Here is a 14,654-nt window from a genome sequence, read left to right on the forward strand (position 1 = left end):
GTACTTGAGGAGGACCCTCGAGGACCCCCCTCACTGGTGACGACCGCGCCCCTGTCCTCGGCCTACCTTTTCACCGTGACCGAGACGACCCAGACGCACGAGACGCCGGACGGCGCGCACAGCCCTTACACGCCGCGCAGCCCGGAGTACCGGGCGGCCGTGAACGCCCTGCACGGCCTGCGGCAGGACCTGTTCCACGACGCCTTCGCCTACCGCCCGCTGCCCCGGCCGACCGTCGACGGGCCCCTGGCAAGGCGGCTGTCCGGGCGTATGAGGCAGTACGCGGCCTGGACACCGCGGGCCGCGGTGGCGGCGGCCGGGCTGCTGGCGATGCTCGTCGCCTGGACGGGCGACGACGGACCGGCGGCCCTGGTGTCCGGTCTGCTGGCCCTGGCCCCGGTGCTGCTGACCCTGGCCCGTCCGGTCGGTGCGTTCTGGCTGTCCCTCCTTGCGACCTCCGTCTCGGGGGTGGTGGCCGGCGGCTCGGGGGACTGGCCCTGGACGCCCGGGAGCTTCGTCTCGCATCTGACGGTGCTCACCGTCGTGGCGGTGCGCACCCGGCCGCGCACGGCGGCCTGGATGTGGCTGCTCACCGCGACCTACGCCTCCTTCGCCGAGGGAGTCTTCGGCTATCACTTCGGCAACGACTCGGCGCCCATGCTGGTCCTGTCGGCGTTCGCGCTGCTGGCCGTCACCGTCTGGCACATCCGCCGGAACGCCGCGCAGGAGGTGACCGCCCAGCAGACGGAGACCGCGCACGAGCGCTCCCGCCGCACCCTGCTGGAGGAGCGCACCACGATCGCCCGTGAACTGCACGATGTGGTGGCCCACCACATGTCGGTGGTCGCCATCCAGGCCGAGGCGGCGCCCTACCGGGTGGAGAACCCGCCGCCGGAGCTGGAGAAGGCCTTCGCCACCATCCGGGAGAACGCGGTGGCGGCCCTGACCGAGCTCCGCCGTGTCCTGGGCGTCGTACGGGCGGAGGACTACGAGGCCCCGGACGCCCCGCAGCCCACCCTCGCCGACCTGGACGCCCTGCTGGCGAACGTGCGCGAGGCGGGCCTGACCGTCGACAAGGTGGTCACCGGCGCGGTGCGGGAACTGCCGCAGGGCGTGGAGCTGTCGGCGTACCGGATCGTCCAGGAGGCGCTCAGCAACACCTTGCGGCACGCCCCGGGCGCTTCGGCCCGGGTGGAGATCGGCTATGTGCTCGGCGGTCTGGGCCTGCGCATAGTCAACGGGCCGCCGCCGCAGGCCGATCCGGGGAAGTCCACGCACGGCGCGGGGCACGGGATCACGGGCATGCGCGAGCGCGTCTCGATGCTGAACGGCGAGATGACGGCGGGGGACAGCGATGACGGAGGGTACGAGGTGACGGTGTTCCTGCCGGTGGCCGCGGCGGAGGAGGCCGCGTGAGCGGCACCGTCCGGGTACTGATCGCCGACGACCAGATGATGGTCCGGGAGGGGTTCTCGGTGCTCCTCGGGGCGATGCCCGACATCGAGGTCGTCGGGGAGGCGGTCAACGGCCGGGAGGCGGTCGAACGGGTCCGCGAGCTGTCCCCGGACGTCGTGCTCATGGACATCCGCATGCCGGAGCTGAACGGGATCGAGGCGACCCGGGAGATCGTCGCCGCGGACGGGTCGGCGAAGGTGCTGGTGCTGACGACGTTCGATCTCGACGAGTACGTCTACCAGGCGCTGCGGGCCGGTGCCTCCGGCTTCCTGCTCAAGGACGCCTCGGCACGGCAGCTGGCCGAGGGGGTGCGGGTGGTGGCGGCCGGCGAGGCGCTGCTGGCCCCGTCGGTGACGAAGCGGCTGATCACTGAGTTCTCCAAACTGTCCGAGGGACCGCGCCTCGCCCCCTCGGCCCAGGCCGCGTACGGGGACCTGACCGAGCGGGAGACGGAGGTGCTGGTGCTCATCGCGCAGGGTCTGTCGAACGCGGAGATCGCCGCGCGACTGGTCGTCGCCGAATCGACGATCAAGACCCACGTGAGCCGGATCCTGGTGAAGCTGGGGCTGCGCGACCGGACGCAGGCGGCGGTGTTCGCGTACGAGGCGAGACTGGTGACGCCGGGCTGAGGCGCCCCGCCGGGTCCGTTCTGCGTGGGACGCCTCTGGTCAGGCGGGGGGAGGCCGGGTTAGCGTCCGGGCATGGCAGCCCGTTCCGACCTCGCGTTCGATCCCTGGGACCCGGCGTTCCTCGCGGACCCCTACCCCGCCTACGCCGACCTGCGCGAGCGGGGCCGTGTGCACCACTACGAGCCCACCGACCAGTGGCTGGTCGCGCACCACGCGGATGTGTCGGCGCTGCTGCGCGACCGGCGGCTGGGCCGGACGTACCAGCACCGTTTCACGCACCAGGAATTCGGCCGGACCGCCCCGCCCCCCGAGCACGAGCCGTTCCACACGCTCAACGACCACGGCATGCTCGACCTGGAGCCGCCGGACCACACCCGCATCCGGCGCCTGGTGTCGAAGGCGTTCACACCGCGGACGGTGGAGCGGCTGGCGCCTTATGTGCGGGAGCTCGCGGGGGAGCTGGTGTCCCGGCTCGTGGCGCGCGGGGGCGGCGATCTGCTGAAGGACGTCGCCGAGCCGCTGCCGGTCGCGGTGATCGCCGAGATGCTCGGCATCCCCGAGGCGGACCGGGCCCGACTGCGGCCCTGGTCGGCGGACATCTGCGGGATGTACGAGCTGCATCCGTCCGGGGAGTCCGCGCAGCGGGCGGTACGGGCGTCGGTGGAGTTCTCCGCCTATCTGCGGGAGTTGATCGAGCAGCGCCGCAAGGAGCCCGGCGAAGACCTGATCTCGGGTCTGATCGCCGCGCACGACGAGGGCGACCGGCTCACCGAGCAGGAGATGATCTCGACCTGCGTGCTGCTGCTGAACGCCGGACACGAGGCGACGGTGAACGCCACGGTGAACGGCTGGTGGGCGCTGTTCCGCCACCCGGACCAGCTGGCGGCCCTCCGCGCCGATCACTCGCTCGTCCCGACCGCCGTGGAGGAGCTGATGCGCTACGACACCCCGCTCCAGCTCTTCGAGCGCTGGGTACTGGACGAGATCGAGATCGACGGCACCGTCATCCCCCGGGGCGCCGAGATCGCGATGCTGTTCGGCTCCGCGAACCACGACCCCGCGGTGTTCGGCGCCCCTGAGCGACTGGACCTGACCCGTCGGGACAACCCGCACATCTCCTTCAGCGCGGGCATCCACTACTGCATCGGCGCGCCGCTGGCCCGCATCGAGCTGGCGGCGTCCATGACGGCCCTGCTCGAGAAGGCGCCCACGCTGCGTCTCGCGGCGGAGCCGCGGCGCAAGCCGAACTTCGTGATCCGGGGGCTGGAAGGACTGAGCGTGGAGATCGGCTGATCTCCCCTTCGGACGACCTGCGTGTGAGCCGGGTCGGCGGTCCCGGGGCGCCCTCGCGCCCGGCCGCGCCGACCCGGAGGACGGACGAGGGTCACGCACCCGGGAAGGCCGGCGAGAACGCCGGCCTTCCCGGAGGCACCCTCAGGTCGACAGGTCGCGCCTGCGCAACCCCGTCAGCCCCGCGGCCACCAGCACGGCGGCCAGTGCGGTCAGCAGGAGCACCGGCGGCCAGTCCATCTCCCCGCCCGGGAGCTTCGGCAGATGACCGAAGGGCGAGATGTCCAGTACGGCCTGCGGCAGGTCCAGCGCCGGGCCCACCCAGCCGATCAGCAGCGCCGCTCCCGCCACGCCCCACGCCGCCGCCGCACCCTGCGGGAACACGCCGTAGAACAGGACCGCCAGTCCGCCGATCACCCAGATCGCCGGGAGCTGGACCAGGCACGCGCCCAGGATCGGGCCGATCTCCTTGCCGTAGCCCACCGCGAAACCCAGCCCCGAGAGGATCATGATCAGTGCGGCGCCGCCGAAGGCGATCACCAGATGGCCGCCGGCCCACCGCAGCCGTCCCACCGCGTTCGCCAGCACCGGTTCGGCCCGCCCCGACGTCTCCTCGCCGTTCAGGCGCAGCACGGACGCCACGATGTAGAGCGCGGCGACCAGGCCCATGATGCCGACCATGGCGGCGAGGAACGTGTCCGTCAGCCCGGACTGCCCGCCCATCCGCTGGAAGATCTCGCGGGCCTTGTCGTTGTCGCCGACGAGGTCCGTCGCGCCGTCGGTCATACCGCCGTAGACGACCCCGGCGAGGAAGAAGCCCACGCTCCAGCCCAGCACACCGCCACGCTGCAGCCGCCAGGCCAGGGCGCCCGCCGAGCCGAGGCGCCCGGTGGCGGGACCCGGCCGGGTGGGCAGGAAGCTCATACCGATGTCACGCCGCCCGGCGAGCGTGTAGGCCAGCATGCCCTGGACCAGCACCGCCGCCGCGAACAGCAGCAGCACCCACCAGCGTTCGCCGGCGTAGGGGCGCTCGTTCTCCAGCCAGCCGAGGGGGGAGAGCCAGGTCAGCACCGACGAGCCGTCGCTCGATCCGGCGTCGCCCGCCGCCCGCAGCACGAAGGCGGCGCCCAGCACCGCACTGGTCAGACCGCGGGCCAGCCGTGCGCTCTCGGTCAGCTGTGCGGCGATCGCCGCCATCGTGGCGAAGACCATGCCGACTCCGGCGATCCCCAGCCCCAGCGCCAGCGCGCCCGTGGCGCCCTGCCCGGCGAGACCGCCCGTGATCACCAGCGCCAGGACCGCGTTCGCGACGGCGGCCGTGAGCAGGGCCGCCGTCAGCGGGGCACGTCGCCCCACCATCGCCGAGGAGATCAGCTCCTGCCGTCCGCTCTCCTCCTCGTCACGGGTGTGCCGTACGACGACGAGCAGGGACATCACCGCGGCGAGCAGCGCGGCGTAGACGCCGATGCGCCAGGCGGTGAGGGCACCGAGCGACTCGCCGAAGACCGGTCCGACCATCGCGCGCAGCGAGCTGTTGGTGGCCATCTGGTCGGCCAGGTCGGCGCGTTGGGCCGCCGTGCCGTACAGGCCCTTGAGCGTGCCCGGCATCGACAGCACCATCAGGGCGTTGATCGCGACCCAGAGCGGGATCATCGACCGGTTCCGGCGCAGGGCGAACCTCAACAGCGTTCCCGTTCCGGCGAGTTGCCGGGATCCTCCGGTCCGCACGGCGAAGGCCGGCGCGACGGCGGTCATCGGGCCCCTTCTTCCTGGAGTTCGTCCTGGTAGTGGCGCAGGAAGAGCTCCTCGAGGGTCGGCGGTGTCGACGTCAGCGACCGCACGCCCGACTCGCCGAGCGACCTCAGCACCGCGTCCAGCTTGTCCGTTTCCACCTGGAGCCTGACCCGGCGGCCCTGGATGTCGAGGTCGTGGACGCCGGGCAGTCCGGCCAGTCCGTTGGGCGTCCCGGCGAGTTCGGCGGTGACGCTGGTGCGGGTCAGATGCCGCAGTTCGGAGAGTGAGCCGCTCTCGACCGTCCGGCCCTTGCGGATGATGCTCACCCGGTCGCAGAGCTCCTCCACCTCGCTGAGGATGTGCGAGGACAGCAGGATGGTCCGGCCGCGCCGGCGCTCCTCCTCGACGCACCGCTGGAAGACCTCCTCCATCAGCGGGTCGAGGCCGGAGGTCGGTTCGTCGAGGATCAGCAGGTCGACGTCCGAGGCGAACGCGGCGACGAGGGCGACCTTCTGCCGGTTGCCCTTGGAGTACGTCCGCCCCTTTTTGGTGGGATCCAGTTCGAAGCGCTCGATCAGCTCCGCCCTGCGCGCCTGGTCGAGGCCCCCGCGCAGACGGCCGTACAGGTCGATGACCTCGCCGCCCGAGAGGTTGCGCCACAGGGTGACGTCCCCGGGGACGTACGCGACCCGCCGGTGCAGCTCCACCGCGTCCGCCCATGGGTCGCGGCCGAGCACCTGGGCGGCTCCGGAGTCCGCGCGCAGCAGACCGAGCAGAACCCTGATGGTGGTGGACTTCCCCGCGCCGTTGGGGCCCAGGAAACCGTGGACCTCGCCGGCCTCGACCCCCAGGTCGAGGCCCGCGAGCGCGTGCGTCCTGCCGAACGACTTGTGCAGTCCGGAGACGGTGATGGCCTTGGTCATGCTTTGGAAGCTACGCTATCTTCAGAAATTTGTGAAGTTAAGGAAACGTATAAACTCCGGATAGACTGGCGAGGGGTCTACGAGCAGGGGAGATGATCGCGGGATGACGGAGCCGGGTACGGAGGGGCGGGACCCCGAGGTGGTCTCCAAGTTCGTGGAGGGCTTCGCGGCGCAACTCGTCGAGGCCGGTATGCAGCGGATGCCCGCCCGGGTCTTCGCGGCGCTGCTGTCCTCCGACCCCGGTTCCCTGACCTCCGCCGAACTCGGTGAGCAGCTCCAGGTCAGCCCCGCCGCCGTCTCCGGCGCGGTGCGCTACCTCGCCCAGCAGCACATGGTCGCGCGCGAGCGCGAGCCGGGATCGCGGCGCGAGCGGTACCGCGTCAGCAGCAACCAGTGGTACGAGGCGCTGACCAACCGGGACGCGGTGCTCAAGCGCTGGGAACACGCCCTGCGTGAGGGTGTCGACAGCCTCGGCGCGCAGACCCCGGCCGGCCGGCGGCTGTCGGAGACGCTGGCCTTCTTCGAGTTCATCGACGGCGAGATCGCCAGGATGATGGAGCGCTGGCGTGTCCATCGGGACCAGCGGTACGGCGCGGACGGGGCGGGCCACGTGGGCTGACCCGGGGGGACCCGGGCGGACCGGCGAACCGGTCGGGACGCCGGGACGCGGGCAGCAGTCCTCACCCGGGCAGCGTCAGTCCCCACGCCGCCTCGCGCACCACCCACGTGCGCGTCCGCACGGGCCCGCCGACCACGGAGTCCGCCCGGTAGCGGAAGTCGGCGCCGGACACCGTCACCCGGCGCCCGACCGCGTTGAGGGGTGCGGCCTCCGCCCCCACCGACACCGGTCGCACCTGGACCTCGGCCACCCCCGGATCGCCCGGCACCACGGACACCCCCGCCACGGGCTGGTCGAGGTCCACGAGCATCAGACCGTCGACCTCCACCCGCAGCCGGGAGGGCCGGGCCGGAGGGGACGCGGGCTTCGGGGGGCGCGGCGCCAGCGTGCGGACCAGGGACTGCCGCATCCGCAGCCACGACCGTCCCTGCGCGGCCTCCTCGCCGACCGGCGGGCCGTCGTATCCGGGGGGTGCGGCCGGTACGGACGGAATCCGCAGATCCCCGAGGACCACTCCGTCGCTGTCGTCCACCAGCAGATCCAGTCGACGTACCGCCCCGTCCAGCACGGCCCGGGCCGCCGCCACCGCCCCGGTGGGCACCCCCAGGGACCGCGCGAGCGTCAGCACGGCCCCCACCGGCACGAACGACAGGTTCGTCGTGCCGAGCTCGCGTCTGCGGTGCAGCTGGGTCACCGCGCGCAGCAGGGCCCGGTCGTCACCCACGACGACCGGTCGCCGGGCCCCCCGGCGATCCAGCGCCCGGGCGAATTCCTCCGGGCCGTCCGGGAGGCACACCTTGGCCGCCGCACCCGCGCTGAGCACGTCTTTCGCGATCCGTACCGACTCACCGTCACTGTGACGGGCGACCGGGTCGATGACCACGAGGAGCTGGTCGGAAGTCGCCACCTCGGTCCTGCCTCGCTTCCTCGGGTAGCATCTTTGTGCAAGAGCCCCTTGCGCTATTGCGCCAGGGGCTTCGTCTATTCCGGGGCATCCGGTCCGACGGTTGCGACCGATGACGGTCGCGGTGCACGCGGCGGTGGACCCTCCGCGTACGCCCCTGGCCTTGGACATGCCCCGCCCGGAAGGGGTGTACGCGCGTGCCCGCACTTGTGCTGCTCGGTGCTCAGTGGGGTGACGAGGGCAAGGGAAAGGCCACCGATCTGCTCGGCGGCTCGGTGGACTATGTAGTGCGCTATCAGGGCGGCAACAACGCCGGCCACACGGTGGTCGTAGGCGACCAGAAGTATGCGCTCCACCTCCTCCCTTCCGGAATCCTGTCGCCCGGATGTACACCCGTCATCGGCAACGGCGTCGTCGTCGATCCGTCGGTCCTGCTCTCCGAGCTGAGCGGTCTGAACGAGCGAGGCGTCGACACCTCGAAGCTTCTGATCAGCGGCAACGCTCACGTCATCACGCCGTACAACGTCACGGTCGACAAGGTGACGGAGCGTTTCCTGGGCAAGCGCAAGATCGGCACCACCGGTCGCGGCATCGGCCCGACCTACGCCGACAAGATCAACCGCGTGGGCATCCGGGTCCAGGACCTGTACGACGAGTCGATCCTCACCCAGAAGGTGGAGGCGGCCCTCGACGTCAAGAACCAGGTCCTCACCAAGCTGTACAACCGGCGCGCGATCGCCGTCGACCAGGTCGTCGAGGAACTGCTGGGCTACGCCGAGAAGATCAGGCCGTACGTCGCCGACACGGTGCTCGTCCTCAACCAGGCGCTCGACGACGGCAAGGTCGTCCTGTTCGAGGGCGGCCAGGGCACCCTGCTGGACATCGACCACGGGACCTACCCCTTCGTGACCTCGTCGAACCCGACCGCGGGCGGCGCGTGCACGGGCTCCGGCGTCGGCCCGACGAAGATCAGCCGGGTCATCGGCATCCTGAAGGCGTACACGACCCGCGTCGGTTCGGGCCCCTTCCCGACCGAGCTGTTCGACGACGACGGCGAGGCCCTGCGCCGCATCGGCGGCGAGCGGGGCGTCACCACCGGCCGTGACCGCCGCTGCGGCTGGTTCGACGCGGTGATCGCCCGCTACGCGACCCGGGTGAACGGACTGACCGACTTCTTCCTCACCAAGCTCGACGTGCTCACCGGCTGGGAGCAGATCCCGGTCTGCGTCGCGTACGAGATCGACGGCAAGCGGGTCGAGGAGCTCCCCTACTCCCAGACGGACTTCCACCACGCGAAGCCGGTCTACGAGTACCTGCCGGGCTGGCAGGAGGACATCACGAAGGCCAAGACCTTCGCGGATCTGCCGAAGAACGCCCAGGGGTACGTCAAGGCCCTGGAGGAGATGTCCGGCGCCCCGATCTCCGCGATCGGTGTGGGCCCGGGCCGCGACGAGACGATCGAGGTCAACTCGTTCCTGTAGACCGCGGATCCGCCGTCCGCCCCTGCCCTCGGTGTGGCTCCGGCCACTTCCGGGGGCAGGGTCGTTCCACGGCCCGTCCTGAAGCCTGTGCGCGGCCGTGGGGCCGCCTCAGCTGAAGACGATCATCGAGCCCTGGGCGAGGCTCCGGGTCACCGCCGTGTGCAGGCCGAGCCACACGTGCCGTTCACGCGCGAAGGGGCTCGGGTCGTACGGAGCGGGAAGCGCCGGTTCCTCCAGCTCCGTGGGGGCGGCCGGGGGTTCCGGCGCGGCGGGCGGGTTCGCCGGGTCGATGCCGATGGCCGGGGCCACCAGCTTCAGCTCCCGCAGCAGCCCGTGGGAGGAACCCAAGGGGCCGCCGCCCGTGAGGAGTTCGTCGTTCGACAGCGGGTGCGGGAAGTCGACCGGGACGTACGCGCCGGCGTGGTCGTAGTGCCAGACCAGATGGGACTGCTGGGCCGTCGACTCGAACATCTCCAGCAGCTGCTCGTAGTCGCCGCCCAGTTCGTCGACCGGGGTCACGGCGAGACCGCACACCTGGAGCAGGTACGCGCGGCGCAGGAAGTGCAGCGCGTCGTAGTCGAACCCCGCGATCGGGGCCACCTCACCGGTCAGCCCCGGCATGTACTGGTACACCGGCACCGGCGGCAGTCCTGCCTCGCCCAGCACCTTGTCGTAGAGGGCGAGTTCTTCCGCGAACGGATTGTCGGGTGTGTGGCACAACACGTCGACGAGCGGGACCAGCCACAGGTCACAGGCCAACAGTCGGCTCCTCCGGTTATCGGTGTGGTCCAGGCAGAGTAATGGTCGCGAGGGCGGTTCGCCTCAACCGTGCAGGTCCCATACCCATACTCCGCCGACCCACCTACCCGGCCGCCCCACCAGCTTGTCCACGGCCTGGCGCAGCTGGTCCTGGTACTGCTGCGGGGGCAGCACCAGCACCCCCGCCTTCCAGTAGGCGAAGTCGGCGCGGGCCTGCGCCTGCCAGTTCCTGCCGATCACGGGGACCCGGCCGGTGAAACTGACGTCACGCAGCATGTTGGACGTGTAGCGGGGGGACGCGGTGTAGATGCCGATGCGCTCACTGCCGTACGGGCCGTTGAAGTAACCGCCGGGCAGCCTGAACCCCAGGCCCGCCGCGGTCTGCCAGTGCAGTGCCTCCGCGTTGCCCGAGTCCGGCAGCGGGATCGGTACGAGCGTCTCGTCCTTGCCGAGGTACGACTTCCAGGTCCCGTCCGCGATGAAGGCGGGCACCTCGGCGCGTTCGACCGACTTCAGCGGGGCCGGGACGATCGGGATGAGGGCCGCGGCGATCGCGGTGAGGCCGATGAACTGGTTGCCGATGTTCGGGGTGCGCACCAGCCGCTCGATCGCCACCGCCAGCAGCATGCCGAGCGCGGGTGCGCAGATCATCGCGACCCTGCCTTCGATGACCGACTCGAACAGGGGCTTGTCCGCGAGCAGGGCCCAGGGGCCGGGGAGCGTGGAGTCGCTGAGCGGGATCCGGAAGCGCGGGCCCAGCGAGAGCAACGCGGCCGCCGCCGCCGTGAACGCCAGCGCCTTGACCAGGACGTGCTCCCACAGCCGCACCACGATGGCGAAGGCCAGGGCCACGAGCGGCCAGCCGTAGAAGGCGTTCTGCTCGGTGGGGTTCAGGGAGAGCGCGCTCGCCCTCGCGTCGTTGCCCGCGACCAGCGAGCGCCCGGCGAAGGAGAGCAGGGCGAGCGGACTGTTGCCCGCGTTGTCCCCGTGCAGCACGCTCTTGTAGCTCTGCGGGCCGAAGAACTGCCAGTACAGGGGCAGCGCGATCAGAGGGAGGCACACCGCCGCACCGATCGCGAGGCCCTTCAGCAGCGGCCGCCAGGCCGCCTTCGCCACATCCGGGCGCAGGACCGCGTACGCGCCCGCGAAGAGCACCATGCCGATGCAGGCGAGCAGCAGCGGCTCCTCCCCGAGGAAGATCTGGTACACGAGCATCAGCCCGAGGACCACGCCGTTGCGGACGACCCGATCGCCCCCGCACAACCGCAGCGCGCGCTCGATGATCAGCGGGATCATGAACAGCACGATGAAGTTCGGGTGGGCGTTGGCGTGGCTGACCATCGGGGGCGCGAAGGCGGCGAGCGCCGCGCCGACGAAGGCCGCGCCCCGGTGCCGGACGACCCGTTTCACGATCAGCCGGTACCAGGCGGTGGCCGTGGCGGCCAGTCCGACCGTCATGACGAGGGCGAGGGTGATCGCGGGGCCGAGAAGCAGGGTGACCGGAGTCAAGGGAACGGTCAGGCCCAGCATGACCGTGTTGGCCATGAGGTTCACGCCGTCGGGATAGCCCTGCAGGGCGGTGAAGAGGGGGTTGCGGAGATGGGCCACGTTGTCGGCCGTCACCGCGAAGAACCACTCCCACTGGTTCTGGTCCTGGAGCGATTCCGGGAGGTAGCGGTGGTTCGGGTCGGCCCAGCGGCCGGCGTACAGGCAGACCGCCATCACCAGGAAAGCGGCCACCGCGAGGAGGTCGGCGGGCCGGACGGAACGGACCTTCAGGGCGGTAAGCTCGGCCAGGACGCGGGCGTAGTCCCACGGGCGGACCTTGGAGCCCGGCTGGTGCGCCCAGCGCACCGGGACCTCGGCGACCGGCCAGCCCGAGCGCCGGAAGTGCTGGAGTATCTCCACGTCGATGCCCCAGCCGCGGAGCCGGGACCCGGCGAAGGCCTCGCGGGCCCGCTCGCCGTCGAAGAGCTTGAAGCCGCACTGCGTGTCACGTATGCCGGGCACGGCTATCCGGCGTATCAGGAAGTTCCCGGCGCGCCCGAGCACTTCGCGAGCGCGGCTCTGGTGCCGCTCTATGGTCGCGCCCGGAGCCGAGCGCGAGCCGATCGCCGCCGAGGGCCCGTCGGCCAGCGCCTTGTCGAGCGCCTCCAACTCCTCGATCGGGGTGGCCAGATCGGCGTCCGTGACCAGCACCCGGCGGCCGCGGGAGGCGAGTACGCCCAGGCGCAGCGCATGGCCCTTGCCCTGGTTCTCGGCACTGGTGACGAGCCGGACGCGCCGCTCGCGGGCCGCGACGGAGGTGACCACGTCGCGGGTGCCGTCGGTCGACCCGTCGTCGACGACGAGGACCTCCCACGGGCCGAAACGGCTCCCGCTCGCGCCCAGATAGCCGACGATCGCCTCGAGGGTGGGGCCGAGCCGCTGTTCCTCGTTGTGGGCGGGGACGACGACGGACAGGTCGAGGGGGGCGGCCGGAACGTTCTTCCTGACGTCCGTGGCCTGGGGCGCGCTCATCCGGCCGCCAGTCGCTCGAGGAGGTCGAGGGAGTGCGTGTTGTACGCCTCGATCAGGGCGCGCGCCGCCGCGGCGTCGCGGCGGGCGAGCGCGTCGACGAGTTCGGTGTGGCCGGCCCAGAGCCGGCCCTTGAGGTCGGTCACCCTGCGCAGATGCTGAACCGCGCAGACCCACGACTGCACCCGCAGCCGGTGCAGGAAGTCGGCGAGGTAGGGGTTGCCGAACACGGCGCTCAACTCGCGCCAGAATCGCAGGTCGTACCCGATGAGGATGTTCAGCTCGCCCGCGGCGGCCGCGCGCTGGGCCTCCTCGCCGCGGCGGCGCACCGCGGTGAGGGCGGCGGCATGGCGGGGTTCGGTCAGCACGGCCGCGCCGTCCCCGGTGGCGAGGCGGTGGAAGATCCCCTCGGTGACGAGGCTCCGGGCCTCGATCATGTCGCGGTAGTCGTCGAGCGAGAAGGCGCGGACCGCGAAGCCGCGGTGCTGGACGGCGTCCAGGAGGCCCTGGGCCGACAGGTCGACCAGAGCCTCGCGGACGGGAGTCGCGGAGACGCCGTACTGCTCGGCGATCTCCTTCACCGTGAACTCCTGCCCCGGCTGCAAGCGGCCGGCCAGCACCTCGTCGCGGAGCGCGTCCGCGATCTGCTGCCGCAGGGTGCTACGGGTAACGGTGCCATTGCCGGGCATCGTGCTCTGGATCCCCCATCCGCGTACGGTCTCGTGTTCCTCATCGAGCACGTCACCTTACGCGGTGGGGGTTCCCGGAGTGCCGCATCCCGTGCGCTCCTGTGCGGCGTGATCCGCCTGCGCGGCGGAGGGCGATCACTCCGTGTGCTCGTCCGCCACCGACAGTGCCGCGTCGAGGGCCGCGAGGCCCTCCTTCGCCTCCGTCTCCGTGATGGTGCAGGGCGGGACCACGTGCGTGCGGTTCATGTTGACGAAGGGCCACAGGCCGTGGGCCTTCGCGGCGGCCGCGAAGGCGGCCATCGGCGCGTTCGCCTCACCGGCCGCGTTGTACGGAACGAGCGGCTCCCGGCTCTCCCGGTTCTTCACCAGCTCCAGGGCCCAGAACATGCCCACCCCGCGCACCTCGCCCACCGACGGGTGCCGCTCGGCCAGTTCGCGCAGCCCCGGCTCGATGACCTGGGCGCCGACCACCGCCGCGTTCGCGACGACACCCTCCTGCGCCATCACGTCGATCGTGGCGACGGCCGCGGCACAGGCCAGCGGGTGCCCGGAGTACGTCAGACCGCCCGGGTAGGGCCGCTTGCCGAAGGTCTCCGCGATCCTCCCGGAGACGGCGACGCCGCCGAGCGGCACATAGCCGGAGTTCACGCCCTTCGCGAAGGTCATCAGGTCGGGGGTCACCTCGAAGAGGTCCGCCGCGAACCATTCGCCGGTCCGTCCGAACCCGGCCATCACCTCGTCGAGCACGAAGACGATCCCGTACTTGTCGCACAGGTCGCGGACGCCCGCCAGATAGCCGCGCGGCGGGACCATGATCCCGGCTGTCCCGGGAATGGTCTCCAGGACGACGGCGGCGATCGTCCCGGGCCCCTCGAAGGCGATGGTCGTCTCCAGGTGCTCCAGCGCCCGCTCGCACTCCTGCTGCTCGGTCTCGGCGTAGAACCGCGAGCGGTACAGGAACGGCGCCCAGAAGTGCACCACCCCCGCCGCGGCACCGTCGGAGGCCCAGCGGCGCGGGTCTCCGGTGATGTTCACGGCCTGCTGGGTACCGCCGTGGTACGAGCGGTAGGCGGACAGCACCTTGGGGCGGCCGGTGTGGATGCGCGCCATGCGCACGGCGTGCTCCACTGCGTCGGCGCCGCCGTTGGTGAAGAAGATCTTGTCGAGGTCACCGGGCGTGCGCTCGGCGATCAGCCGCGCCGCCTCCGACCGGGCCTCCACGGCGAAGGCGGGCGCGAACGTGGTCAGGGTGGCGGCCTGCTCCTGTATCGCGGCGACGACCTTCGGGTGCTGGTAGCCGATGTTGGTGAAGACGAGTCCGCTGGTGAAGTCGAGGTAGCGGTTGCCGTCGTAGTCCCAGAAGTACGACCCCTCCGCACCGGCTACGGCGAGCGGGTCGATGAGGTCCTGCGCTGACCAGGAGTGGAAGACGTGCGCACGGTCCGCGGCCTTGACGGCGGCGCCGGCCCGGGGGTCGATCTGAGGGGTCATGCGGCGAAGCGTAGGTGTCCGGGGTGCGGACGCGACATCGGCGTCCTGTCTGCGGTCGGGACGTGAACGCGACAGTGTGTCGACGTGGGGGGGCGTTCATGGAACCGCGGGCACCGGGCCGGCCGACTACGTGTACGGCGGCACTATTCTCTGGCTGTCGCAC

General features: G+C 71.4%; 12 protein-coding genes. 5 read left to right on the forward strand and 7 right to left on the reverse strand.

What is annotated here, in order from left to right:
* The first annotated feature begins 75 nt into the window (after positions 1 to 75).
* The 3 genes from ADL25_RS43725 to ADL25_RS43735 all read left to right on the forward strand — a co-directional run bounded on the left by ADL25_RS43725 (position 76) and on the right by ADL25_RS43735 (position 3,377).
* Positions 76 to 1,416: a sensor histidine kinase gene (locus ADL25_RS43725; protein WP_079051040.1), complete on the forward strand. Its 1,341-nt coding sequence runs from the start codon at positions 76 to 78 to the stop codon at positions 1,414 to 1,416.
* Entirely contained in the window at positions 1,413 to 2,084 is a 672-nt protein-coding gene (locus tag ADL25_RS43730) for a response regulator (RefSeq protein WP_107116863.1), read from the forward strand. The genes ADL25_RS43725 and ADL25_RS43730 overlap by 4 nt, the downstream gene beginning before the upstream one ends.
* A 72-nt stretch (positions 2,085 to 2,156) precedes the next feature.
* Positions 2,157 to 3,377 carry a cytochrome P450 gene (locus ADL25_RS43735; RefSeq protein WP_059133540.1) on the forward strand — a complete coding sequence of 407 codons (1,221 nt, stop codon included), beginning with the start codon at positions 2,157 to 2,159 and terminating at the stop codon, positions 3,375 to 3,377.
* Between the two features lie 141 nt (positions 3,378 to 3,518).
* Here the strand turns inward: ADL25_RS43735 and ADL25_RS43740 are convergent, their stop codons facing one another.
* Positions 3,519 to 5,129: an ABC transporter permease gene (locus ADL25_RS43740; protein WP_059133541.1), complete on the reverse strand. Its 1,611-nt coding sequence runs from the start codon at positions 5,127 to 5,129 to the stop codon at positions 3,519 to 3,521.
* Positions 5,126 to 6,031 carry an ABC transporter ATP-binding protein gene (locus ADL25_RS43745; RefSeq protein ID WP_059133542.1) on the reverse strand — a complete coding sequence of 302 codons (906 nt, stop codon included), beginning with the start codon at positions 6,029 to 6,031 and terminating at the stop codon, positions 5,126 to 5,128. Before ADL25_RS43745 ends, ADL25_RS43740 begins: the two co-directional genes overlap by 4 nt.
* Positions 6,032 to 6,134: 103 nt before the next feature.
* Between ADL25_RS43745 and ADL25_RS43750 the strand changes: the two genes are divergently transcribed.
* Positions 6,135 to 6,650: a GbsR/MarR family transcriptional regulator gene (locus tag ADL25_RS43750; protein ID WP_059133543.1), complete on the forward strand. Its 516-nt coding sequence runs from the start codon at positions 6,135 to 6,137 to the stop codon at positions 6,648 to 6,650.
* A 61-nt stretch (positions 6,651 to 6,711) separates the two neighbouring features.
* Here ADL25_RS43750 and ADL25_RS43755 read toward each other — a convergent pair whose 3' ends face one another.
* Positions 6,712 to 7,557, reverse strand: a complete 846-nt coding sequence (locus ADL25_RS43755) for a diacylglycerol kinase family protein (protein ID WP_059133544.1) — start codon at positions 7,555 to 7,557, stop codon at positions 6,712 to 6,714.
* Positions 7,558 to 7,751: 194 nt separating this feature from the next.
* On the opposite strand from ADL25_RS43755, the gene ADL25_RS43760 reads away from it, so the two are divergent.
* Complete coding sequence (locus tag ADL25_RS43760) at positions 7,752 to 9,035, forward strand: adenylosuccinate synthase (protein WP_059133545.1); 1,284 nt, start codon at positions 7,752 to 7,754, stop codon at positions 9,033 to 9,035.
* Positions 9,036 to 9,143: 108 nt separating this feature from the next.
* Here the strand turns inward: ADL25_RS43760 and ADL25_RS43765 are convergent, their stop codons facing one another.
* From ADL25_RS43765 to ADL25_RS43780, 4 genes are all read right to left on the reverse strand, one after another.
* On the reverse strand, positions 9,144 to 9,794 hold the full coding sequence (locus tag ADL25_RS43765; RefSeq protein WP_059133546.1) for a hypothetical protein: 651 nt from the start codon (positions 9,792 to 9,794) through the stop codon (positions 9,144 to 9,146).
* Positions 9,795 to 9,857: 63 nt separating this feature from the next.
* Positions 9,858 to 12,314, reverse strand: coding sequence for a dolichyl-phosphate beta-glucosyltransferase (locus ADL25_RS43770; protein ID WP_059133547.1), 2,457 nt, complete (start codon positions 12,312 to 12,314; stop codon positions 9,858 to 9,860).
* The gene (locus ADL25_RS43775; RefSeq protein WP_059133680.1) at positions 12,311 to 13,000 is read right to left on the reverse strand and encodes a GntR family transcriptional regulator; all 690 of its coding nucleotides are present in this window, start codon (positions 12,998 to 13,000) and stop codon (positions 12,311 to 12,313) included. The genes ADL25_RS43770 and ADL25_RS43775 overlap by 4 nt, the downstream gene beginning before the upstream one ends.
* A 135-nt stretch (positions 13,001 to 13,135) precedes the next feature.
* On the reverse strand, positions 13,136 to 14,491 hold the full coding sequence (locus tag ADL25_RS43780; RefSeq protein ID WP_059133548.1) for an aspartate aminotransferase family protein: 1,356 nt from the start codon (positions 14,489 to 14,491) through the stop codon (positions 13,136 to 13,138).
* Between the last annotated feature and the right edge of the window lie 163 nt (positions 14,492 to 14,654).

This window comes from Streptomyces sp. NRRL F-5122 (assembly GCF_001507435.1).
GTDB lineage: Bacteria > Actinomycetota > Actinomycetes > Streptomycetales > Streptomycetaceae > Streptomyces > Streptomyces lannensis.